This window comes from Microbacterium sulfonylureivorans, assembly GCF_003999995.1.
Taxonomy (GTDB): domain Bacteria; phylum Actinomycetota; class Actinomycetes; order Actinomycetales; family Microbacteriaceae; genus Microbacterium; species Microbacterium sulfonylureivorans.
Genome location: NZ_RJAD01000001.1, coordinates 1,829,516 through 1,851,592, shown reverse-complemented (window position 1 = coordinate 1,851,592; position 22,077 = coordinate 1,829,516). Strand labels below are relative to the sequence as shown.

Sequence of the window (22,077 nt, the reverse complement as noted above, 5' to 3'; positions counted from 1 at the left end):
GGGGAGCGTCGAGGTCGAGAGCCTTGAGATCGGCACGCTCAAGGTCGCCGGGCAGGACGTCCCGGCCGCCCCTGAGGCACCGACGGGCTGACGCCCGTCAGCCCTGTTCGACGACGGCTTCCTCGTCGGGCTCGGGCAGGATCGTCAGGCCCGCGGGTCCGCTCGCGGCCTGCATCAGCTCCTCGACCCAGAGCCGATTGATGCGCGGCTGACGACTGCCGAAGAAGTGGAACTGCAGCGGCACCGACGGATGGATCCAGAAGCTGCGGCGGCCGCTGCCGTCGCCGATCTCGACGTCGAACATGAACGGCTCGGAGCGGCGGAGCTTGTTCATGACGACGATGCGCAGGTGCGCGAGTGTCCGGTCGTCGATGTCGACCGCATTCGCTGTGGTGTCGTAGATGAACCTGCCCATGCGAGGAGCATAGGCCCCGCATCAGCGCGGCGCGAATGCGGCTCGGAAGAGGGCTCGCGCGCGGTCGGCGACGGCGGGTCGCGCGGGCGGATCGGCTCGCGCCAGCTCGGTCGCCAGCATCCCCACCGCCATCATGACGTCCTCCGCGTCGATGTGCGCTCCGAGGCGTCCGGCCGCGTGCTCGCGGGCCACGAGCTGCGAGACGACGGCCGCGAACCGCAGCCCCAGCGGCATCACGCGCGGGTCGTGCAGATCGGCGGTGATGAGCTCGATGAGCGCCGTCGAGACGACGGCCTGATCGACCACCCGGTCGAGGAGATCGTCGATCGTCCGCCCGGCGGGAGCGGTGTAGTCCTCGAGGTCCCCCACGTTCTCCTCGAACACCGCGACGGCGAGCGCCGTCCGGTCGGGGAAGTGTCGATAGAGGCTCCCCTGACCGACTCCGGCGCGCTTCGCGACGGCGCTGAAAGGCGCGCTGAGGCCACCGTCGGCGTACACCTCGCGGGCAGCGGCGATGAGGGCTCTTCGATTCTCGGCGGCTGCGGCGGGACCACGGTTCGCACGGGGGGATGCGGTGCTCTGCACGGGTGTAGCCTAGTACCGGACATTGTTGTCCGGTCGAAAGGAACACATCATGGGCAACCCGAAGCCTCTTACCGGCGAATCCTCCATCGCGGACTGGCTGGCCGATCCGGCCGGGAACGCGATCCTCACCGAGATGCTCGCTCAGGGCGGGCAGACACCGGACGTCTTCAAGCCCGTCCGACGCCTCGCGATCAAGCGACTGGTCAAGCTGAGCCGCGGCGCCTTCACGCAGGAGATGCTCGACGACCTCATCCGCCGTGCCGCGTCGGGCGAGATCCCCGACGGCGTCGTCCTTTCGGAGGTCGCGGGCGAGTCCGACGACGAGGCCGCCGCACCGGCCGTCGCCCTGCGCGAATGGACCGAGCGTCTCGATCAGGGCCGCTTCACCGGACAGACCGTCATCGTCACGGGCGCCGGTTCCGGCATCGGCCGGGCCACGGCATCCCGCATCGCCCGCGAGGGCGGCCGCGTCGTGGCCGTCGACGTCAGCCGGGAGCGCCTCGACGAGTTCGTCGCCGAGCACCCGGGTGCCGAGATCGTCTCGCTCGTCGCCGACATCACCGACGACGCCGCGGTGGTGCGCATCGTCGAGGCCGCCGGCGACACCATCGACGGCCTCGCCAACATCGCGGGGATCATGGACGACATGACCCCGGTCGCCGAGATGACGGATGCCGTGTGGCAGCGCGTCTTCCGCGTGAACGTCGACGGCACCATGAAGCTCATGCGCGCCGTCATCCCCGCGATGCTCGCTCAGGGCGGCGGCTCGATCGTCAACACCGCATCGGAGGCCGCGCTGCGCGGCTCGGCCGCAGGCGCCGCCTACACCGCGTCGAAGCACGCGGTGGTCGGCCTGACGAAGTCGAGCGCATTCATGTACGGCCCGAGCGGCATCCGGGTGAATGCCGTCGCCCCCGGCGCCACGATCACCAACATCGAGGCGACGTTCGCGTCTCCCCTCGGCGCCGAGCGCGTCCGCACCGCGATGGCGATCCTGCCCGACCCGGCCGAGGCCGAGGCGCTCGCGGCGTCGATCACCTTCCTCCTGAGCAACGACGGCGTGAACGTCAACGGCATCGTGCTCGCGAGCGACGGAGGCTGGTCGGCGGCCTGACCCCCCAGCCGCCGATCGAGCGGCGCCCCGGCGGACCCGAGCCGCCGGGGCGTTCGTCGTCTCAGAACGGCCAGATGAGCGGCACGTAGAACACGGCGACCAGGACGAACAGGATCGCGAGCGGGAGTCCGAGCTTCCAGTAGTCGCCGAAGCGGTACCCGCCCGGCTCCATCACCATCAGATTGACCGGCGTCGCGATCGGCGTGAGGAACGACGCGGCCGCCGCGACGGTGAGCGCCATCATGAAGGGCTGCACCGAGAGCCCGAGCGTCGTCGCCACCGAGATAGCGATCGGCGCGACGATCAGCACCGTCGCCGTGTTGCTGATCAGCTGCCCGAGCACCACGGTGAGCAGACACAGCATCGCCAGGGCGACGTGCGGGCCGCCGCTTCCGAGGAACGACAGCAGCCACCCGGCCACGAGGTCCGCCGTGCCGGTCTGGATGAACGCGGTCGACAGCGGGATCATGCCTGCGATCAGCACCACGGTCGTCCACGAGATGGACCGGTAGGCCTGCGTCGGCGTCACCGTGCGGGTGAGCACGAGCGCCGACGCCGCGAGGAGCCCGGCGACGGCAGGTGGCACGAGGCCCGTCGCGAGCAGGACGATCATCGCTGCGAGGATGCCGATCGCCCGCTTCGCCCCGCGGCCGAGCGGCACCGATCGCCGCAGCCGCGTGGGCGAGTCCACGACGAGAACGCCCGACTCCTCCGCATGGCGGGCGAGATCGTCCCACGTGCCCTGCATGAGGAGCACGTCCCCCGCCTGGATCGTGACGTCCTGGCCCTTGAGCTGCTCGTCGCCGCGCCGGGCCGCGAGGATTGCGAGGTCGCCGTCGGGCGTCGCCATGCCGCAGTACACGGTCGTCCCGATGAGCGGCGACCGCGGCGGGATCACCACCTCGGTGACGCCGTTCTGCGGACCCATGATGACGCCGGTGTCGAGGCTGAGGGAGTACTGCTGCCGGAGCAGGCGCGCATGGCGGACGAGGTCGACCGGCATCCGATCGCCGTCGCGCTGCGGCAGCAGCGGCTTTCCGAACAGGGCCATGAAGGCGACCGTGACGATCACCAGCGGAAGCCCCACGAGAGCGAACTCGAAGTAGCCGAACGCCCGCCCTCCGCTGTCGGCGGCGAACTCGGAGACGATGATGTTCACCGGCGTGCCGGTGAGGAGCAGGAGCGATCCCGCCGAGGCGGCGAACGCGAGCGGCATGAGCAGCTGCGAGGTCCGGATGCCGGCGCGAGAGGCGACGACGACCACGAGGGGCAGCAGAGCCGCCACGGCGCCGTTGATGCTGATCAGGGCGGAAGCCCCGGCGACGAGGGCGCAGATCAGCACGAGGAGCGGCAGCCGGCGCGTCCCCGCCTGGGCGATCACCTTCTGGCCCGCCCACGCCGTGACACCCGAGGCGTCGAGGGATTCGCTCACGACGAACAGCGAGGCGATGAAGAGCACCGTGGGATCGCCGAACCCTGCCAGCGCCTCGGGGAGGGTGAGCACGCCCGTGAAGAACAGCGCGAGCGAGACGCCGATCGCGACGACACCCAAGGGCACGCGATTGCTCACGAACGCGATGATTGCCAGCGCGAGGATGAGCAGCGTAGCCACGACGGGGTCCACGCGGCCCACACTAGTCAGCGGTGAGCCGGCGCACGGGCCCGTCTCCCTCCGTGGTGGGACGCGTCAGCCTCGCAGCGCCGCCAGTCCGGCGACGTCGTAGGCGAGCTCGACGGCTTCGAAGATCGCGGCGTCGATCGTGCGCGGCGCGTAGGCGTCGCCGATGGCGACGACGCGGGGGGCGGCATCCTCGATCCCCTCGATCACGACCGCCGCCCGCGGCTCGATCGCGACCACGACGTCGAGTCCCGCCACGGTCCCGCTCTCGGCGGTGAGCGCGTCTCGCAGCTCGACGGTGCCGGTGCGCACGGCGGCGACCGACTGAGCGATGTGCCTGCGGAAGCCCGCATGCGCGCCGAGTCGCTCGAGCAGCAGAGGCCGGTCGTAGCCGGAGCCGATGTGCGGGAACACGGACTCGAACGGCGTCGCGAGCTCGAGCTCGCGGACGTGCGGGAGGAGCGTCAGCACGATGCCCGCCGCGTAGGCGGTGCCGTCGGCATCGACGACGGCGATCCTCGAGCCCAGGCGGGAGGGGTCGGATGCCGCGGCGAACGCGTCGACGGTGGCGCCGGCGGGAAACCCGCCGGCGTAGGCGCCGCCGAGCGCGAGCGAGGTCGTGCGCGGGGCGACGGCGCCCGTCGCGACGACGATGCCGTCGGCGCCCTCTGCCCGCAGCGCCGCGGCCGTCGCGCGCACGCCGAGCCGCAGGTCGACCCCGGCCGCGGCGAGATCGCGCACGAGGTCGTCGACCAGCAGCCCGACGCTCTCGCGCCCGGGCACCCGACGGACCAGGCGCAGCTGTCCGCCGAGCTCCCCGTCCGCCTCGATCAGCGTTACGGCATGGCCGTCGGTCGCGAGTTCGACGGCCGCCCGCATGCCGGCCGGTCCGCCGCCCACGACGATCCAGCGCCGCGGGGTCGCGGCGCGGGTCCGTTCGCGACGTTCGAGTTCGCGGCCGGCGAGCGGGTTGACGGTGCACGACATCGGCAGTCCACGGCTGCCGCGGCCGAGGCATCCCTGATTCAGGCGGATGCAGTGACGGATGCCGCTCCCCGCCTCCGGTGCGGCGGCGCCGGTGAGCTTGAGGCCGAGGTCGGGATCGGCGATCTGGGCGCGGGTGAGGGCGACCATGTCGGCCACGCCGCTGGTCACGACCTCCTCTGCCTCCTCCACCGAGAGCGCGGCCCCGACGCCGAACACCGGCACGTCGGGGTTGGCTGCCTTGACCGCGGCGACGTCGTCGCGCAGCCACGCGTACGGCATCGGCGACGACGGGAACACGTAGTGCACGTTGTGGTACCCGCCGGCCGCGAGATCGAGGAAGTCGATCCTCGCGTCGGCACGGAGGCGAGCGATGATCTCGCGCATCGCCGGGCCGTCGAGCCCGTCCGGGTGGAACTCGTTCGCGACGATCCGGATGCCCACCGTGTAGTCGTCGCCGACCCGCTCCCGCACCGCGCGCAGCACCTGGCGCGGGAAGCGCGTGCGTCCTTCGAGATCGCCGCCGTACTCGTCGCCCCGGGCGTTGTACAGCGGCGAGAGGAACTGGTGCAGAAGGTACCCGTGCGCCATGTGGATCTCGACGCCGTCGAAGCCTCCGTCGCGCGCGTGCGCGGCGGAGGTCGCCCATCCGTCTACGACCGAGCGGATGTCTTCGCGGCTCATCTCGCGCGTCGCGTGCGCGGTCGACGGCGACAGTATGCGCGACGGGGCATACACCGTGCGCGGGCCGTCAGGTCCGTCGGGCTGGGCCTGCGCGCCGTGATGGTTGAGCTGCACGAACACCCGGGACCCGGCGTCGTGGATGGCGTCGGTCATGCGTCGACTGGCGGGCACGGACTCGGGGCGGAAGGCGTCCTGGAACCCGCGGATCGATCCCGACGGGTGGACGAAGTGGTTGCCCGCGACGAAGAGCCCGCACCCGCCACGTGCCCTTCGAACGAAGTACGCCGTCTCGCGGTCTGACTCGACGCGGTCGGAGTACTGCTTCGAGTGCGCCGTCTGCATGATGCGGTTGGGCACCGTGACCGCGCCGATCTGCAGCGGCTGCGCGAGAGCGGAGGAGCGGATGCCGGGGCTCGCTGTCATGCCCCGAGCCTAGGACCGCGCACGCGCGCTACACCTTCGCGAGCGCCTCGTCGAGGTCGGCGATGAGGTCGTCGGCGCTCTCGATGCCGACCGACAGCCGCACGAGCTCCTCGGGCACGGCGAGCTCGGTGCCGCGCACCGACGCGTGGGTCATCTCGTCGGGATAGTTCATGAGCGACTCCACGCCGCCCAGCGACTCCGCGAGCTGGAAGAGGCGCGTCGACTCCGCGAACCGGCGAGCGGATGCCGCATCCCCCAGCTCCGCCGACACGATGCCGCCGAACCCGCTCATCTGACGCGCGGCCAGCTCGTGGCCCGGGTGGCTCGCGAGACCGGGGTAGTGCACACGGGCGATCTTGGGGTGGCTCCCGAGGAATTCCGCGACGGCCTGCGCGTTCTCGCTGTGCCGCTGCATCCGGACCGCCAGCGTCTTGATGCCCCGCGTCGTCAGCCAGGCGTCGAGCGGGCCGGAGACGGCGCCCACGGCGAACTGGAGGAACTTCGCCTGCTCGAACAGGGCGTCGTCGTTGATCACGAGCGCTCCGCCGACGACATCGGAGTGCCCGCCGAGGTACTTTGTGGTCGAGTGCACGACCACGTCGGCCCCGAGGGCGAGCGGCTGCTGGAGCGCCGGTGATGCGAAGGTGTTGTCGACCACGACGAGCGCGCCCGCCGCGTGACCGAGCCGCGCGAGGCCGGCGATGTCGGTGATGTGCAGCAGCGGGTTGCTCGGCGTCTCGACCCACAGGATCCGGGCGGGGCGCTCCTCGAGAGCCGCCTCGACGGCGGCGAGGTCGCTCATGTCGACGATCCGCAGGCCGACTCCCCAGGGCCCGAGGACGCGGGCGAGCAGGCGATAGGTGCCTCCGTAGACGTCGCTGCCGAGCAGCACCTCATCGCCGGGCTTCAGCACCGCGCGCAGCAGGGCGTCCTCGGCGGCGAGGCCGGACGCGAACGACAGCCCGTGCGCGCCGCCCTCGAGCGCGGCCAGCTGCGACTCGAGCGCCGTACGGGTCGGGTTGCCGCTGCGCCCGTACTCGTAGCCCTGCCGCAGACCGCCTATGCCGTCCTGGGCATAGGTCGTCGAGAAGTGAACGGGCGGGATGACCGCACCCGTCGTCGGATCGAACGCCTGCCCGGCGTGGACGGCGCGGGTGTCGAATCCACGTTGGTCGATCGGCTCGGTCATGCGTCGGTTCCTTCGGTCGGGTCGGCGGTCGTGTGGACGGATGCCGCGGCCCCGGTGACGTCGAAGCCCCGCTTCCGCATCCAGTCGTCGTCGTAGATCTTGCTGAGGTATCCGCGGCCGTGGTCGGGCAGCAGCACGACGACGACGGCCTCCGGCGGGAGGCCGCGCGCGATGCGGAGCGCGCCGACGACGGCCATGCCGCTCGACCCTCCGACCAGGAGGCCCTCCTCGCGGGCGAGTCGCCGTGTCATCGCGAAGGACTCCGCATCCGTGACGCGCTGCACCTCGTGCGGGACGGCCGGGTCGTAGCTCTCGGGCCAGAAGTCCTCGCCGACGCCTTCGACGAGATAGCCGTGCACCGGGCCGCCCGAGTAGATGGAGCCTTCTGGGTCGACGCCGACCACGCGGACGGCGTCGCCGGAGACGTCGCGGAGGTACCGCCCGGTCCCGGTGATCGTGCCGCCTGTGCCGATGCCGGCGACGAAGTGGGTGACGCGTCCGTCGGTGTCGCGCCAGATCTCCGGGCCGGTCGTCTCGTAGTGCGCCCGCGGCCCGTTCTGATTGGCGAACTGGTTCGGCTTGAAGGCACCGGGGATCTCGCGGGCGAGTCGATCCGAGACGCTGTAGTACGAACCGGGATGCTCCGGCGGGACGCTCGTCTCGGTGATGACGACCTCGGCGCCGTACGCCCTGAGCACGGCGACCTTCTCGCCCGCGAACTTGTCGGGTACGACGAAGATCATGCGGTATCCGCGCTGCAGCGCCACGAGTGCGAGTCCGACGCCGGTGTTGCCGCTGGTCGGCTCGACGATCGTGCCGCCGGGCTGGAGGAGACCCTCGCGCTCGGCCGCATCGACGATGTTCCGGGCGATGCGGTCCTTTGCGGAGCTGCCCGGATTGAAGTACTCGACCTTCGCGAGCACCGTGGCGGCGATGCCGTCGGTGACGCGGGTCAGCTGGACGAGGGGGGTGTTGCCGACGAGGTCGGCCACGCTCTTGGCGTAACGCACGGATGTGTCCTCGGTGTCGCCGCGCTCATGCGCGGGGGAAGCTGTCGGGGTCGCGGAAGCGTGCCAGCGGCACTCAGCGACAACAACGACAGGTCAACACGTCGGCCAGTCTAGCCCGAGGCGCTTCTCACCCGGTATGGATGACCTCGTCTCGCACCCCTGGCCCGGCGTTCAGGCCGGGTCTAGCATCGGTGGCACATGTCTGGGGCATGTCAGTAGTTGGCCGAGCTGACGCAAGGAGCACCCAAATGGACGACCAGACAACCACCAGCAGCGCCGACGAGCGACGCAGTCCGCGCGACCGACGCCGGATGATCGCGGCGATCCTCGCCGGCGGCGTCGTTCTCGGCATCGGCACGGCCGTCACCCTCGCCGTGTGGAATGACTCGGAGTTCGCCACCGGCACGTTCTCCTCGGGCCAGTTCGACCTCGAGGGCAGCACCGACGGCGCCGCGTTCAGCAGTTCGCCGACGACTCCCGGGAAGACTCTCACCTTCACCCTCGACGCCGACGCGCTCTCGCCGGGCGCCGTGGTCTACGCCCCGTTCGCCGTGCAGTTGTCCGCCGACTCGGACTATGCCGCCGACGTCGCCCTGCTCAACACGATCGCCGGGACCATCGGCGAGAACCTCACCTTCTCGCTCTACGAGGAGGCGGCGTTCGGCACGACGTGCTCCGCTGCGACACCGCCGGTGGGCACGGCCCTCGTCACCGACCGCGCCGCCAACGCCAGCGGGAGCGTGGACCTGTTCGACCTGACCGCAGTGACCGACCCCGTGAACCTCTGCTTCGTCGTGACCGCGGCAGCGACACTCCCGCAAGCCGCGACCGGCACCGTCACCTGGGACTTCGCGGGAACGTCCACCACGCCGCTGCCCTGATCGTGGTCGTGCAGTCGAGACGGACGGCGCGCCGACGGCTCCGCAGCCGACGCGTGCGCGTTCTGCTCGCCGCCGGCCTCGTGTTCGGCGTCGGGGCCTTCGCGACGCTCGCCGCGTGGACCGACACCGAGAACGCCACGGGATCGTTCGGGGCGAGCGTGTTCGGCACCGAGTCCCAGAGCGCCGGCTCGCCGACGTACACGAGCCAGACCGCGGCGCCCGGGGCCTCGCTCACGTTCAACGCCACCGCCATGTCACCGGGGACGTCGTTCTACGCCTGGCTCAACGTCCGGACGACACCGGCCTCGACGGTGGGCGGCACCGTCGCCCTCACCGGCATCGCCAACAACGCGGGCGGCCTCGTCGGCGCCCTGCAGTACCGCGCCGTCCGGACGGCGTCGGTGAACCCGACCTCGCCGTGCGATGCGACCGCGTTCACGGGCACACCGGTGTTCATCGCCGGCGCAGCTGCGACCTATCTGCAGGTGACCGCGGCGGTTCCGGCATCCCCCGTCGCGAGCCCCATCGCGGCGGCGGGAGGCGCCATCGGGTACTGCTTCGAGGTGCGCGTCGCGCCGGGGTCGGCGAACACCTACCAGGGCACGACGGCGACGGTCACCTGGACGTTCACGTCGACATCGGCGAGCTGACCGGGGGAGGGACGCTGCGGTGACGAGGTCGCGAGGGCGGTCGTGGACATCGGTCGTGGGCGATATCGCCCTGACCGTGGCCGCCGTGCTCGGCACGGTGTGCATCGGCCTCGTCATCGCCGCGGTCTTCTTCGATGTGAGGATCATCCTCTTCAGCACCGGGTCGATGTCACCCACGATCCCCGCCGGTTCGGCCGCGATCGTTCGTCAGATCCCGGCGTCCGAGATCGAGGTGGGCGACGTGATCACCGTGGATCGCCCGGGGAAGCTGCCGATCACACACCGTGCGACATCCGTGTCGCCCGTTCCCGGCGGGCGGGAGGACGCCCGCCTGATCACCATGCGCGGCGACGCCAACGCGGTCGACGACCCGTTCCCGTACGAGGTGACCGGCGTGAGGCTCGTGGTGTTCTCGGTGCCCGGGATCGCCCCCGCCGTGGCCTCCCTCGGCAACCCGTGGGTGCTCGGCTCCGTGACGATCGGGGCGACGGTCCTGGTCGTCTGGGTCTTCTGGCCCCGACGGCCGAAGCGACGCCGCGAGGTCGCGGACGGCGAGCGCCGTCCGCGGCGGGACGGCGCGGGAGCGGTCGCGGGGCTGGCCGTGCTCGTCGGCGTCGGCGCGGTGCTCGCCTTCCCGGTCTCCGCGCGCGCGGAGACCGACGAGACGGTCACCCAAGGTCGCGTGATCCGGCTCGTGTCGATCGAGCAGCCGCAGATGAGCGACCTCGCTCCGGGCACGTCTGCCGTGTGGCAGGTGGGGGTGAGCGCGGATGCCCCCTCCCCCGGAATCATCACCGTGCAGCTCTCCTCGACGGGCGCCGCCGTCCTCGCGCTCGACTACGACGTGCAGTCGTGCGAGGTGCGCTGGCAGGACGACGGCTGCGCGACCCCGACGACACTGCTGGGCGAGCAGCCCGTGCCGCTCGACGGCGAGGAGCGCGACATCCTCGAGATGCCGTCGGACGAGGAGCGCTGGCTGCGCATCCTCGTCACCCGCCCCGACGACGGCGATCCCGAGGCATCCGGGGCCGTCGACATCGTCGTGCGCGCAGTGGGGGTCGGAGACGACGTGTCGACGTCGCCGGGGGCCGGCGGACTCCCCGCCACCGGCGGAGGCGCACCCTGGGTGATGGGATCCCTCTCCGTCCTTCTGCTCGCAGCCGGCTCGGGCCTCGCTCTTCGTTCGAGGAGGCCGACGTGAGCCGGCCACGGCGCCTGCGAGGCCTGGCCGTGACCGGCGCCCTCCTCGCGGTCGTGCTCGCGGGTGCGTTCGCCACGCCCGCGATGACCGACGCGGCGTGGACCGACACCGAAGTGTCGACGAGCTCGGCACTCACCGCCGGCACCGTGACTCCGGTCACGGCCATGACCTGCACGGCCGGCGCCCTCGCGCCCGTCACCTTCACGTGGACCGCCCCCGTCAACGGCCTCCCCCGGACCGGCTACCGCTACACCGTCACGGGCGGGCTCACGACGTCGGGCACCCTCGCCGCCGGTGCCACCAGCATGCAGTTCACCACCGCACTGCTCGGAATCGGCTCGGGCACGTTCTCGCTCTACGCCGTCGGCCCCGGCGGATGGGAGTCCGTCGTCAAGACGGGAACCCTGTCCTTCCTGACGGCGATCCTCTCGTCCTGCTCGGTCCCCTGATCTCCGCCGTCAGAGCCGTCGCCACGATCGGAGACCGGTGCGTCCGGGGCATCACGCCGGTGCGGCGTCGGCGGCGTCCGACCCCCCGCCGAGGAGCACCTTCACCTCCGCCAGACTCGCCTCCGACCGGGCGAGCAGGGTCCGGAGGTCGTCGAGCGTGGCGGCGGATCCGGCGGGCTGCGCCCCCGAACCGACGGGTGCGGCGGATGCCTTCTCCCCCGCGGCCGAGGCCACGTCCGTCGTCGCGTCGACCGGGGCCGGGGCATCCGTCGTCGATGTGGCAGCCGCAGAGTCGTCGCCCTTGCGCGGCGACAGGAAGAGATTCGCGAGGTAGCCCGTGAATGTTCCGAAGATGCCGACGCCGATGATGATGATGCCGGTGCCGATGAACCGGCCGGCTTCGGTCACGGGGTACTGGTCGCCGTAGCCGACCGTCGAGATCGTGACGATCGTGTACCAGAGCGCATCCGACGCCGACGTGATGTTGGCGCCCTCCGCGTACTCCTCGACCTTGAGGATCGCGAGGCTGCCGAACTCGAGCACGAGGATGCCCATGAGCAGGAGCAGGAGCAGGGCGCTGCCGGCGCGGTCGCGCGTGATGGAGCGCCAGATCGTCCGCGGGCCGACGTCGCGCAGCAGCCGCGCGACCCGGACGAGCCGGAAGACGCGCAGGATCTTCGCCTGCGGGAACGGCAGGCTCGCCAGCAGGTCGGCCCAGCCGAAGTGCTTGAAGAAGTAGGCGCCCGCCGAGGGCGCCGTCGATATGCGGTACGTGAAGTCGCCGAGGAAGATCCCGCTGAAGAGCAGGTTCATGACGTTCAGGATCTGCTGGAGTCCGGGATCGGAGACGACGGCGTAGACCAGGATGAGGTTGAGGATCGACAGGACGGACAGCAGCCCGATGAAGATCTCGTAGCCGGTGCTCTTGAGCTCGGTGCGCGGTGCAGACATGGCAGGATTCTGGCACCAGCAGGGCAGACACGGCGACGCGTGTTAGCGTGAGCGCCAACACGGGGGAGGTGCGCATGACCGAGTCGATCGGCGTCGTCCTGCGCCTGCTCCTCGAGATCCTCGGGGCCGCCGCCGTCCGCGAGCCGAGCGCGATCGCGTTCGCCGCTGCGGCCGTCGCCGCCGTCGCCGTGGCCGCCCTTGCACTGGCGAGCGTCGACCTCCCCGCGTCCGCGGTCGGCTCGTCGCCGCACCCGCAGCGGGCGATCGGCGTCTCCGTGCAGCCGGCGCAGAGCCACCCGGACGCTCCGGGCCACTCGCGTCCGCGAGCTCCCGGTCTCGCGGCTTCGGCCGCCTGACCCGGTTCCGCCCTCCCCGACGTTCGGGGTGTCCTCGGCGTCCGCCGGTGTCTTCGTGGCCGCATGCGCCCACCAGACACCGAACGAACGGACCCCATGGACATCTACTCCTTCCCGCCCATCGCCGCGATCCTCGACGCGGCCTACACCGGGCTGATGCAGCTCGCCGCCCTCCTCGAACCCCTCACGGGAGGAGCGGCGGCCGCGGCATCCGTCCTCCTCGTCACTCTGCTGGTGCGCGCGGTGCTCGTGCCCGCGGGCGTCTCGCAGGCCAAGGCCGAGCAGACGCGCAGCCGCCTGGCCCCGAAGCTGCGGGCGCTGCAGAAGCGGCACGGCCGCGACCGCGAACGGCTCCAGCGCGAGACGATGAAGCTCTACTCCGACGAGAGGACTTCGCCGTTCGCCGGCTGCCTGCCTCTCCTCGCGCAGGCGCCGGTGATCGCCGTCGTCTACGCGCTCTTCGCGTACCCGACGATCGCGGGGCACGCCAACGGGCTGCTCGCCGAACAGCTCATCGGAGTGCCACTGGGCACGAGCCTCGTCGGGGCGATCGCATCCGGCACGGCGACGGCGGCGACGTTCGCCGTGTTCGGCTGCCTGATCGCCGTCATCGTGATCGCCGCCGAGATCACGCGACGCGCGTTCCGCCCGCCGGCAGCTGTCGACGCGGATGCTTCGCCCCTCGCCGGTCCGGGAATGCTGCGAACGATGGGGGCGCTCCAGTTCTCGACCGCCGTGGTCGCGCTGTTCGTCCCGCTTGCCGCCGCCCTCTACCTCGCGACGACGGTGGTGTGGACGCTGGTGCAGCGGATGATCCTCCGTCGGCGCTACCCCCTCGCGACACCGTGACGATCAGGAGTCCTTCGCGGGAGGCACGGCTGCCGGCTTCGGCTCGCGGCCGTGCTTCACCGCGATCGTGAGCAGCCGCACGCCGGCGCCGAGCACGATCAGGTTCAGGATCATCTGGACCGTGACCAGGACTCGTGCGGACTGATTGACCGCGCTGATGTCTCCGAACCCGACGGTGGAGAAGATCGTGACGGTGAAGTAGAGCGCGTCCATGCGCGTGAGCGCCGACGAGAAGGTGCCGGGCGCGTTGCGCTCCATGAGGAAGTACGCCCCCGCGAACAGGAGCAGGTACACCGGCGCGATCACGGCGAGCGCTTCGATCGCTCGGATGCCCGGATCGGCCGACCGGATGATCGCCAGCACCTGCCACACCGTGACCCCCGCCAGCACCAGCGCGGCGACGATGAGCGCGAGCCCGACCGGCAGCGCGTCGATCCACTGCAGGGGGATGACGAAGTACAGGGTGACGAGCACGACCGCGGCGACCAGTGCACGCAGCAGCCCGATGACGATCACCCGTCGACGCTGCGCGCGCGACAGCCGCTCGATCGGCGGTTCGATCCGCGGTTCGGTCATGGCGTCCGTCCTCTCGCCGCCGGCGTGCCCACACGTGCCGTCAGGATGCTCCCACGTTGGCGACCGTCGGCGGTGAAGGCATCACCCGTGGGGAGTGAACTCGCCCGGTGCCGGGCCCGGCTTCTTGGACCCTGTGCGGCAATGCGATACTCGTGTGGTCCGCCGTTCGTCTGCGGATCACGATCATGAGCACCCCGAACCAGAGTCGCACCGTGGCGAGCGTCAGCGTCGTCGGGCCCGGTCGCGTCGGACGCGCCGCCTCCGCCGCGCTCCGCGCCGCGGGCTACATCGTGCACGGCCCGTCGGGGCGCGGCGACGCCGTCGAGCGCGCCGACGTCGTCCTGCTGTGCGTCCCCGACCGCGAGATCGCGGCCGTCTCGGCCGCCGTGCGCGACCGGGGCCGATTCGTCGGCCACACGTCGGGCGCCACCCCGCTCGCCGGAACGGACGCCGACTTCGGCCTGCACCCACTGCGCGCGTTCGTCGGCGACGAGGGATCCGCCGCGTTCGAGGGCATCGGCTGCGCGATCGCAGGCACCTCGCCCGACGCCCTCGGCCTCGCGGAGGAGCTCGCCCTCGCGGTCGGCGGCCGCCCGTTCGAGGTGCGCGACGATCAGCGGGCGGGGTATCACGCCGCGGCATCCATCGCGTCGAACTTCCTGGTGACGCTCGAGGACGCCGCAGAGGCGATGGCCGAGGCATCCGGTCTCCCCGCCGCCGAGTTCCGCGGGCACCTGGTTCCGCTCGTCCGCGGCACGGTCGAGAATTGGGCGGAGCACGGACCCCGTGCGGCGCTCACCGGTCCCATCGCGCGCGGCGACGAGGAGACGGTCCGGAGTCAGCGCGCCGCCGTCTCGACGACCGCGCCGGAACTGCTCGCCCTGTTCGACGAGCTCGCCGCACGCACCCGGATCCTGGCCCGGACGGAGGAGTCCCCCGCATGAGAATCGTCCGCACCGTCTCCGAGGTCCGCGCCGCCGTCACGGGCGCCCGGTCCGGCGGCGGGATCGTCGGGCTGGTGCCGACGATGGGAGCGCTCCATGACGGGCACCTGTCGCTCATCCGCGCGGCCCGGGCCGAGAACGACCTGGTCGTGATGTCGCTCTTCGTCAATCCGACCCAGTTCGGCCCGAACGAGGACCTCGCCGCGTATCCGCGCGACGAGGCGCGCGACGCCGAGCTGGCGGAAGGGGCGGGGGCCGACATCCTCTTCGCTCCGCCCGTCGCCGAGGTCTATCCGCACGGCTTCTCGACGAGCATCCACATCTCGGGCATCACCGAGGTGCTCGACGGCGCCCATCGCGGCGCCGAGCACTTCGACGGCGTCGCGACCGTGGTCACCAAGCTCTTCCACATGGTCGCTCCCGACGCGGCGTACTTCGGCCAGAAGGACGCGCAGCAGGTGCTGGTGATCCGACGGCTCGTCCGCGACCTCGACGTCCCGGTCCGCATCATCGCATGCCCGATCGTGCGCGAGCCCGACGGCCTGGCGATGAGCTCGCGCAACGTCTACCTCGACCCCGAGGCGCGCGAGCGCGCGACGGCGCTGAACCGGGCGCTCGACGCGGCCGAGGCGGCGGTCGCGGCCGGCGAGCGGAGCGCCGGCGCCGTGATCGACGCCGCCCGCACCGTGCTGGTCGCCGCCGACATCGATCCCGAGTACCTCGAGCTGCGATCTCCCGACGACCTGCGCGAGCTCGACCGCGTCGACGGCGAGGCCCTGCTGGCCGTCGCGGCACGCGTCGGAGCCGCGCGCCTCATCGACAACCGAATCCTGGAGGCCACCCCATGAGCGCAGGATCCAAGTCCCCCCAGGCGACGCCCGCCCGGCCGCGCATGACCTTCGCCGGCCTGGCCGCGATGAAGGAGCGCGGCGAGCCCATCGCCATGGTCACCGCGTACGACTTCCCGAGCGCGCAGATCGCCGAGGCCGCCGGGGTCGACATGGTGCTCGTCGGCGACTCGGCCGCGATGACCGTGCTCGGGCACGAGAGCACCGTGCCCGTGACCGTCGAGGAGATGCTGATGCTGACCGCGGCGGTCAGCCGCGGGCTCTCCACGCCGCTGCTGGTCGCCGATCTCCCCTTCGGCTCGTACGAGGGGTCGGACGAGCAGGCGATCGCGACGGCGCAGCGGTTCATCAAGACGACCGGAGCCGACGCCGTCAAGATCGAGCGCGGCGGCTCGTCGGTCGACCGCGCCCGCGCGATCGTCGCGGCGGGCATCCCGGTGATGGGCCACGTCGGGCTGACGCCGCAGACCGCGGCGACGATCGGCGGCTATCGCGCGCAGGGCCGCACCGCGGAGGAGGCCGTCGCGCTGTGCGAGAGCGCGGTCGCGCTGCAGGACGCCGGATGCTTCGCCATCGTGTTCGAGGCGATCCCGACGGCCGTCACCGATGCGATCATGCCGCGACTCACGGTGCCCGTGATCGGCATCGGAGCGGGACCGAGCACCGACGGCCAGGTCCTGGTCTTCCACGACCTGCTCGGCATCTACGACGGGCATGCGGCGCGCTTCGTCAAGCGCTACGCCGATCTGCGCGGCGAGATGGTGGCGGCGGTGTCCGCCTATGCGCACGAGGTCCGCACGCACGAGTACCCGCAGCCCGAGCACGGGTACGGGATGCCTGCCGAGGAGGCCGCACGCCTGCGTGCGATCCTCGACGCGAGCGCGCCTCCGCGGGTCAAACGGGCCTAGCGGCACCCGGCACGTCGGACCCGCTCGGCCGTTCCTTGGTGTTCTCTTGGAAGGACTGAGATCTGCTCGGCTCGGAAAGGATCGACGTGCGTGATCTCCCGAATGCGGCACGGCCGTCACTCCTGTACGTGGAGGACGACGCCGAGATCGCCGAGATGACGATCGACGTCCTCTCGGAGACCTACGCGGTGGACCATGTGGCGGACGCGCGAGACGGGCTCTCGCGTGCACTGAACCATCGCTACGACCTGATGCTCGTCGACCGCCGGCTCCCCGGAATGGACGGCGCCGAGCTGGTCGCGGCCGTCCGGACCGCCCGCATCACCACGCCTGTGCTCCTGCTCACCGCGCTGGGGACGATCCACGACAAGGTGGAGGGACTGGATGCCGGAGCCAACGACTACCTCGTGAAGCCCTTCGACTTCGACGAGCTGCTGGCCCGGCTGCGGGCGCTGCTGCGCGGCTACCGCGCCGAGGGGGTACGCCGGCACCTCGGCGACTGGCTGTTCAGCCCGGGCGGCGGAGTGCTGTTCTCGCCGACAGGAGCGAGGACTCCGCTGACGGCCACCGAGACGGCCCTGCTGGGGCTGCTGAGCGAGAGCCCGGACCACGTGTTCTCTCGCGAGGAGATCCTCGGTGCGGTCTTCGCGACAGGCGATGCGCCGGGGTCGGTCGACACCTATGTGCACTACATCCGGCGCAAGTCGACGCCCGAGATCATCGAGACCGTCCGCGGTCGCGGCTACCGGATCGGAGAGCCGACATGAGCGACGCGGCGGACCAGGAGCGGGTCCGACGCTCCGCGCGGCGAGTCGGGCTCTGGGTGGGAGCAGCGTCAGCCGTCGTGATCGCAGCAGGTGTCGGCATCCTCCTGATCATCATGTCGGCCACCTCACGACCTGAGCGCGGAGGCGACGACGACGGGCCATGGGGAGAGCGCGACAACGATCACATCGTGGTCGACGTCGACCGCATCGTGCCGTGGATCGTCGTGCTCGGCATCATCGGCGTCGCCCTGCTGAGCCTGGTCGCGTGGTACGCGGCACGGACGTCCGTGCGCCCTCTCGCCCTGGCGCTGCGCGCGCAGCGCAACTTCGTCTCGGATGCCAGCCACGAGCTGCGCACTCCCCTCACCGCCCTGTCCGCCCGCATCCAGCTGCTCCAGCGACGGCATGAGCACGGCGACCCGATCGACGACACGATCCGGGACCTGCGCCGGAACGCCGCCGTCATGGACGACGTCCTGACCGACCTCCTGCTCTCGGCGGAGGCCGAGGCGATCGCTCCGCCCGCGCCGACCGACGTCGTCGCCTGTGCGCGTGCCGCCGCGGACTCGCTCGAACCGCTCGCGCGCGCGCAGAACGTCACCATCGTGCTCGAAGCCGCCACCGCGCCACTGGCCCGCGTGCCCGCCGTGACTCTGACCCGGCTCATCGTCGCACTGGTCGACAATGCGATCCAGCACTCCCCAGACGGTGCCGCCGTGCACGTCGCCGTGGGGGCATCCGCTCGATTCGTGGAGCTGAGGGTGCGCGACGACGGCGACGGCATCGCCCCTCCGGACCGGGACCGCGTCTTCGAGCGCTTCGCGCGCGGCGATGAGACCGGCCGTCGACGCGGGTTCGGGCTGGGTCTGGCGCTCGTCCGGGAGATGGCGACCCGCTACGGCGGCACGGTCATCGTCGAGGCGACGTCGCCGTCCGGCACCACGTTCCTCGCCCGGCTGCCCCAGTCCTAGACCGAGGCCACGAGCGCCAGGGGGGATGCCGCCTCGACGGCGATCTCGGTGGATCCCAGCCACCGCCGCACACGGCCGTCCGCGGCGACGATCAACCCGGTGCGCGTGTCCGCGGCGGCGATCCAGCCGAGGTCGTCGAATCCGGCGACGACCGCGGCCGTCGCCCGAACGTCGGCGACGGCGAGCGAGTCGGCGACGACGGTCGCGCTGGCGACGCCCTCGGCGGGCCGGCCCGTGAGGGGATCGAGGATGTGCGCGCCGCGCTCGCGCGTGCCCGACGTCGCGACCGCGCCGTTCGCGATCTCGATCGTCGCCGTGACCGAACCGGGTCGGGCCGGATCGGCGATCCCCACGCGCCAGCGCCAGGCCTCGCCCGGTGCGGTGAGCAGCTGCAGATCACCCCCGGCGCTGATGCCCGCCGCCACGACTCCCGGCACGGCCAGGAGGGGCTCGAGGTGGGTGCGTGCGGCGCGCTCCGCACTCCACCCCTTCACGTAGCCCGTCGGATCGAACACACCCCGCCAGTTCGCCGAGAACCGACCGTGCGTGGCCCGCTCCCAGTCCGAGCACGACCGGGCGACCTCGCCGATCAGAGGATCGAGATCGTCGATCGCGGCCTCGCCGCGCTGCACGCGCGAGATCGCCGATTCGGGTCGGTAGGTCGAGAACAGGCGATCCACGCGACGCAGGTCGGCGAAGCATCGCCGGGCGGCGGCATCCACCGCCTGAGAGAGGTCGGGGCGTGCGACGACGTGGATCGCCATGGCCGTCCCCATGATGTGCTCCACTCGCACGTGCCGGTGCGGCCGGGCGGCGGTGCTCATCCGAACGCCTGATCGATGGCACTCTGGAGCGACCGTGCATAGCCCTCGCTCGTGTACGTGGCCCCCGAGACCATGTCGATGCCCGCGCTCTGCGCCGCCGTCGTCTCAGAGATCAGCTGCGGGATCGCTCGACTGCTGATCTCCCGATCGCGGGAGTTGCCGTCGGGGTACTCCGGGACCGTCACCTCGGTGATCACGCCGTCGGCGACTGTGATCTGCACCGCGACGGGACCGAATCGGGTGTTGACGGAGTCGCCGAGGTACGTGCCGTCCGCCAGGGCGGCGGTGCTGTCCTGGGTCGTGCTCTGCGTCGTCGTGGTGCTGCTCGCGTCGGCGGATCCGCCGGTCGCCGCGGCGTCCTGGACAGGCAGCGCCTCGACGGTCTCACCCAGCGAGGTCCGGTAGCTGAAGAGCAGGACGAGCCCGCTGACGGTGGCGAGGATGCCGAAGAAGATCTTCCTCATGGTGACTCCTGATGGTCGATGCCCGGTCCGGGCTAGACGGTGAATGCTTCTCGATGGATCTGCGACGGCCGAAGCCCGGCGGCGCGGAGATCGTGTCCGACCGCATCCATCCACGGCACGGGCCCGCACAGGAAGACGTCGTACTCCTCCAGATCGGGCGCGACGTAGCGCAGCAGATCGGCGCCGCGCCACGCGGCGTGGGACGCCGGCAGCCAGCTCGACCCGGACGACGAGCGCGGCCCGTCGAGCGTGAGGTGACGGACGCCGCGGCTCGCGACCAGCCGCGCGATCGAGTCGGCGAGGAGGGCGTCGGCTTCGCTGCGGTCGCGCGTGACGAGCGTCGCTCCGCCCGGGGGGTACTGCTCGGACTCGAGCAGCGCCACGAGCGGGGCCACGCCGGCGCCCGCTCCGATCATCAGCAGCTTCGTCGCCTCCCGTGCCTCGCCGGTGAGATGTCCGTACGGTCCCTCGATGAGCACCCGCGTGCCCGGGCGAAGAGTCGTGAGTCGGCTCGAGCCGTCGCCGACGATCCGTGCGGCGATGGTCAGCCCGTCCGCCGTGGGCGCAGCCGCCAGGGAGAAGGGGTGGCCCCTGCTCCAGCCGGCGCCGTCGAGGAACCGCCACACCAGGAACTGCCCCGGCCGGGCGCCGAGCCGATCGAGCCTGCGTCCGCGCATGTGCACCGCGACTCCCCGGCTGCCCTCGGGATGCACGGAGACCACGCGGACGCCGTGGCGTGCCGACCGCCACAGCGGCAACAGCACGCGGAACACGAGAACGGATGCCGCGGCCACCGACCACAGCGACCACCAGTACGCCGTGGCGAGCAGCGAGCCGCTGAAGTCCGCCCCCGTCCAGAGCATGTGCGGGACGGCGAGACCCACACCGACGTAGGCGTACAGGTGCAGCAGATGCCACGACTCGTAGCGAAGCCGGCGTCGCGCTCTGCGAATCGACGTGACCACGACCATCGTCAGCAGCCCGGTCCCGGCTGTGGCGAGCAGCATGCCCGGGTACTCCCACACGAAGCTCCAGAGCTGGACGAACGGGTTGACCGCCGCCGTCGTGGCGTAGCCGAGCACCTGGAGCACGATGTGCGCCAGGAGGAGCCAGAACGACCAGAAGCCGACGAACCGATGCATCCGCGTGATGCTGTCCCGTCCGAACCCGCGCTCGAAGACCGGGACCCTCGCCATGAGCAGCACCTGGTACAGCAGGAGATTGGCCGACACCAGACCGGCGAGCCGGCCCACGGCGTTGAGCGCGTCGGCACCTCCTCCGACGACGGCCGTGACCCCGCCACCGCTCACCCACAGCGCCGTCACGATCAGGCTCGTCGACCAGATCACCGCTGTCGCGCCGAGACGCCATGCCGCGCCGGAGCGCCGCCGGCCACTCGGAACGGGCGTGTCCGCGGGGAGCGGGATCCGCCTGCCGGGAGTCGTCGAAGTGAGGCTTGCCATGGCCACAGAGTCCGCCGCGGGCTTTGAGACTGCGCCAAGAATGGCGCGCTCAAAGGAACTCCACAGCCAGATCATCGGATCGTCTCAGCGCGGATCACGACGACGTGACGATTCTTGGAGCCGCATTGGAGTCGTGTCGGCACACTCGGCGAATGGCAGATCAAGAACCTCTCACCAACGGCGCCGACGAGACTCCCGCGAGCGCCTCGAACCGCGGCGCGCAAGACTCGATCCCCACCTCACCGGTTCCCCCGCCGACCTCGCAGCAGGGCGACTCGTCGACGGCCACCGGAGCGCCCGGACCGAGCCCGGCAGCGGTCACGACGACCAGGGACCGGAGCTTTTTGGAGCGGACGTGGGTGCGCGTGACGGCAGCAGCCGTCGCCGCGATCATCCTGCTCGGCGGGGGCATCGGCATCGGCGCGGCGCTCGCGCAGGACGCCGATGACGCGGAGCACGGGTCCGTGAGCCACGACGAGTCCGACGGGCTGACCGGCGAGCATCCCGACCAGGACGACCAGGACGACCACGGCGACCGGAGAGGCGACTCCGACCGCCGCGGCGGCGATGAGCAAGGCGGGCGCGGCGACCGGGACGACTCGGACTCGACCGACGAGCCCGCACCGGCACCCACGCCCACGCCCTGACACCGCGAGTGCGCTCCCGCGGGTAGGGCGGGGCGCAGCGGACGCGGCGACGCCCCCGGCTCCCGTGCCGGGGGCGTCGCGCACGACGCGGGTCAGCGATCGTCGGTCAGAGCGTCCTTCACGTCGTCGCCGGCCTGCTTGAGGTTCGCCTTGGCCTGGTCGACCTGCCCCTCGGTCTTGAGGGACTCGTTGCCGGTCATGTCGCCGACGCCCTCCTTGACCTTGCCCTTCGCCTCTTCGGCGCCGTGCTTGATGTCGTCTCCCATACCCATGGGGTCTCCTTCCTCTCTGCGGTCCTGTGGTCCT

Annotated in this window: 25 protein-coding genes; 13 read left to right on the top strand and 12 right to left on the bottom strand. The window is 71.5% G+C overall.

Features of this window, described 5'->3' with window-relative positions; genetic code table 11:
- Positions 1-97 precede the first annotated feature (97 nt).
- Both EER34_RS08155 and EER34_RS08150 read right to left on the bottom strand, forming a co-directional pair.
- Positions 98-415, bottom strand: coding sequence for a DUF7882 family protein (locus EER34_RS08155; RefSeq protein WP_127473987.1), 318 nt, complete (start codon positions 413-415; stop codon positions 98-100).
- A 21-nt stretch (positions 416-436) separates the two neighbouring features.
- Positions 437-1,000 (bottom strand): TetR/AcrR family transcriptional regulator, encoded by a 564-nt coding sequence (locus EER34_RS08150; protein ID WP_127473986.1) that lies wholly within the window; start codon positions 998-1,000, stop codon positions 437-439.
- A gap of 49 nt (positions 1,001-1,049) precedes the next feature.
- Here EER34_RS08150 and EER34_RS08145 point away from each other — a divergent pair, with 49 nt between their 5' ends.
- Entirely contained in the window at positions 1,050-2,114 is a 1,065-nt protein-coding gene (locus EER34_RS08145) for an SDR family NAD(P)-dependent oxidoreductase (protein WP_127473985.1), read from the top strand.
- 61 nt (positions 2,115-2,175) lie between these two features.
- On the opposite strand, the gene EER34_RS08140 is transcribed toward EER34_RS08145, so the two are convergent.
- From EER34_RS08140 to EER34_RS08125, 4 genes are all read right to left on the bottom strand, one after another.
- On the bottom strand, positions 2,176-3,738 hold the full coding sequence (locus EER34_RS08140; RefSeq protein WP_127473984.1) for an SLC13 family permease: 1,563 nt from the start codon (positions 3,736-3,738) through the stop codon (positions 2,176-2,178).
- A gap of 63 nt (positions 3,739-3,801) precedes the next feature.
- Positions 3,802-5,823, bottom strand: coding sequence for an oxidoreductase (locus EER34_RS08135; RefSeq protein ID WP_127473983.1), 2,022 nt, complete (start codon positions 5,821-5,823; stop codon positions 3,802-3,804).
- 28 nt (positions 5,824-5,851) lie between these two features.
- The gene (locus EER34_RS08130) at positions 5,852-7,012 is read right to left on the bottom strand and encodes a cystathionine gamma-synthase (protein WP_127473982.1); all 1,161 of its coding nucleotides are present in this window, start codon (positions 7,010-7,012) and stop codon (positions 5,852-5,854) included.
- Positions 7,009-8,022 (bottom strand): PLP-dependent cysteine synthase family protein, encoded by a 1,014-nt coding sequence (locus EER34_RS08125; protein WP_127473981.1) that lies wholly within the window; start codon positions 8,020-8,022, stop codon positions 7,009-7,011. The genes EER34_RS08130 and EER34_RS08125 overlap by 4 nt, the downstream gene beginning before the upstream one ends.
- Before the next feature lie 248 nt (positions 8,023-8,270).
- Between EER34_RS08125 and EER34_RS08120 the strand changes: the two genes are divergently transcribed.
- From EER34_RS08120 to EER34_RS08105, 4 genes are read left to right on the top strand one after another with little or no spacing between them, the layout of a single operon-like run.
- Positions 8,271-8,903 (top strand): SipW-dependent-type signal peptide-containing protein, encoded by a 633-nt coding sequence (locus tag EER34_RS08120; protein ID WP_240642185.1) that lies wholly within the window; start codon positions 8,271-8,273, stop codon positions 8,901-8,903.
- Positions 8,904-8,956: 53 nt separating this feature from the next.
- The gene (locus EER34_RS08115) at positions 8,957-9,553 is read left to right on the top strand and encodes a SipW-dependent-type signal peptide-containing protein (RefSeq protein ID WP_164743505.1); all 597 of its coding nucleotides are present in this window, start codon (positions 8,957-8,959) and stop codon (positions 9,551-9,553) included.
- A gap of 55 nt (positions 9,554-9,608) precedes the next feature.
- Positions 9,609-10,754, top strand: coding sequence for a S24/S26 family peptidase (locus EER34_RS17630; RefSeq protein WP_205791422.1), 1,146 nt, complete (start codon positions 9,609-9,611; stop codon positions 10,752-10,754).
- A complete protein-coding gene (locus tag EER34_RS08105) occupies positions 10,751-11,203 on the top strand; it encodes a hypothetical protein (RefSeq protein WP_127473979.1) in 453 nt (150 codons plus the stop codon). Before EER34_RS17630 ends, EER34_RS08105 begins: the two co-directional genes overlap by 4 nt.
- A gap of 51 nt (positions 11,204-11,254) precedes the next feature.
- Here the strand turns inward: EER34_RS08105 and EER34_RS08100 are convergent, their stop codons facing one another.
- Positions 11,255-12,154 carry an ion transporter gene (locus EER34_RS08100; protein WP_127473978.1) on the bottom strand — a complete coding sequence of 300 codons (900 nt, stop codon included), beginning with the start codon at positions 12,152-12,154 and terminating at the stop codon, positions 11,255-11,257.
- A 74-nt stretch (positions 12,155-12,228) separates the two neighbouring features.
- Here EER34_RS08100 and EER34_RS08095 point away from each other — a divergent pair, with 74 nt between their 5' ends.
- The gene (locus tag EER34_RS08095; protein ID WP_127473977.1) at positions 12,229-12,510 is read left to right on the top strand and encodes a DUF6412 domain-containing protein; all 282 of its coding nucleotides are present in this window, start codon (positions 12,229-12,231) and stop codon (positions 12,508-12,510) included.
- Positions 12,511-12,606: 96 nt separating this feature from the next.
- On the top strand, positions 12,607-13,359 hold the full coding sequence (locus EER34_RS08090) for a YidC/Oxa1 family membrane protein insertase (protein WP_127473976.1): 753 nt from the start codon (positions 12,607-12,609) through the stop codon (positions 13,357-13,359).
- Positions 13,360-13,362: 3 nt separating this feature from the next.
- Here the strand turns inward: EER34_RS08090 and EER34_RS08085 are convergent, their stop codons facing one another.
- Positions 13,363-13,935: a potassium channel family protein gene (locus EER34_RS08085; protein ID WP_205791420.1), complete on the bottom strand. Its 573-nt coding sequence runs from the start codon at positions 13,933-13,935 to the stop codon at positions 13,363-13,365.
- A gap of 185 nt (positions 13,936-14,120) precedes the next feature.
- On the opposite strand from EER34_RS08085, the gene EER34_RS08080 reads away from it, so the two are divergent.
- The 5 genes from EER34_RS08080 to EER34_RS08060 all read left to right on the top strand — a co-directional run bounded on the left by EER34_RS08080 (position 14,121) and on the right by EER34_RS08060 (position 18,373).
- Positions 14,121-14,879 (top strand): Rossmann-like and DUF2520 domain-containing protein, encoded by a 759-nt coding sequence (locus tag EER34_RS08080; protein WP_127473975.1) that lies wholly within the window; start codon positions 14,121-14,123, stop codon positions 14,877-14,879.
- Entirely contained in the window at positions 14,876-15,727 is an 852-nt protein-coding gene (gene panC / locus EER34_RS08075; RefSeq protein ID WP_127473974.1) for a pantoate--beta-alanine ligase, read from the top strand. The genes EER34_RS08080 and panC overlap by 4 nt, the downstream gene beginning before the upstream one ends.
- Complete coding sequence (gene panB / locus EER34_RS08070) at positions 15,724-16,635, top strand: 3-methyl-2-oxobutanoate hydroxymethyltransferase (RefSeq protein ID WP_127473973.1); 912 nt, start codon at positions 15,724-15,726, stop codon at positions 16,633-16,635. The genes panC and panB overlap by 4 nt, the downstream gene beginning before the upstream one ends.
- A gap of 86 nt (positions 16,636-16,721) precedes the next feature.
- Positions 16,722-17,402, top strand: a complete 681-nt coding sequence (locus EER34_RS08065) for a response regulator transcription factor (protein WP_338067938.1) — start codon at positions 16,722-16,724, stop codon at positions 17,400-17,402.
- Complete coding sequence (locus EER34_RS08060; RefSeq protein WP_127473971.1) at positions 17,399-18,373, top strand: sensor histidine kinase; 975 nt, start codon at positions 17,399-17,401, stop codon at positions 18,371-18,373. The genes EER34_RS08065 and EER34_RS08060 overlap by 4 nt, the downstream gene beginning before the upstream one ends.
- Here EER34_RS08060 and EER34_RS08055 read toward each other — a convergent pair.
- The 3 genes from EER34_RS08055 to EER34_RS08045 are packed head-to-tail and all read right to left on the bottom strand — an operon-like array spanning position 18,370 to position 21,124.
- Positions 18,370-19,197, bottom strand: coding sequence for an FAD:protein FMN transferase (locus tag EER34_RS08055; RefSeq protein ID WP_127473970.1), 828 nt, complete (start codon positions 19,195-19,197; stop codon positions 18,370-18,372). The two genes, EER34_RS08060 and EER34_RS08055, sit on opposite strands and share 4 nt — an antisense overlap.
- On the bottom strand, positions 19,194-19,661 hold the full coding sequence (locus EER34_RS08050) for an FMN-binding protein (protein WP_127473969.1): 468 nt from the start codon (positions 19,659-19,661) through the stop codon (positions 19,194-19,196). The genes EER34_RS08055 and EER34_RS08050 overlap by 4 nt, the downstream gene beginning before the upstream one ends.
- A 32-nt stretch (positions 19,662-19,693) precedes the next feature.
- Positions 19,694-21,124 (bottom strand): ferredoxin reductase family protein, encoded by a 1,431-nt coding sequence (locus EER34_RS08045; protein WP_127473968.1) that lies wholly within the window; start codon positions 21,122-21,124, stop codon positions 19,694-19,696.
- 152 nt (positions 21,125-21,276) lie between these two features.
- Here EER34_RS08045 and EER34_RS08040 point away from each other — a divergent pair, with 152 nt between their 5' ends.
- On the top strand, positions 21,277-21,771 hold the full coding sequence (locus EER34_RS08040) for a hypothetical protein (RefSeq protein ID WP_127473967.1): 495 nt from the start codon (positions 21,277-21,279) through the stop codon (positions 21,769-21,771).
- Between the two features lie 92 nt (positions 21,772-21,863).
- On the opposite strand, the gene EER34_RS08035 is transcribed toward EER34_RS08040, so the two are convergent.
- Complete coding sequence (locus EER34_RS08035) at positions 21,864-22,043, bottom strand: CsbD family protein (protein WP_127473966.1); 180 nt, start codon at positions 22,041-22,043, stop codon at positions 21,864-21,866.
- Positions 22,044-22,077: the final 34 nt, after the last annotated feature.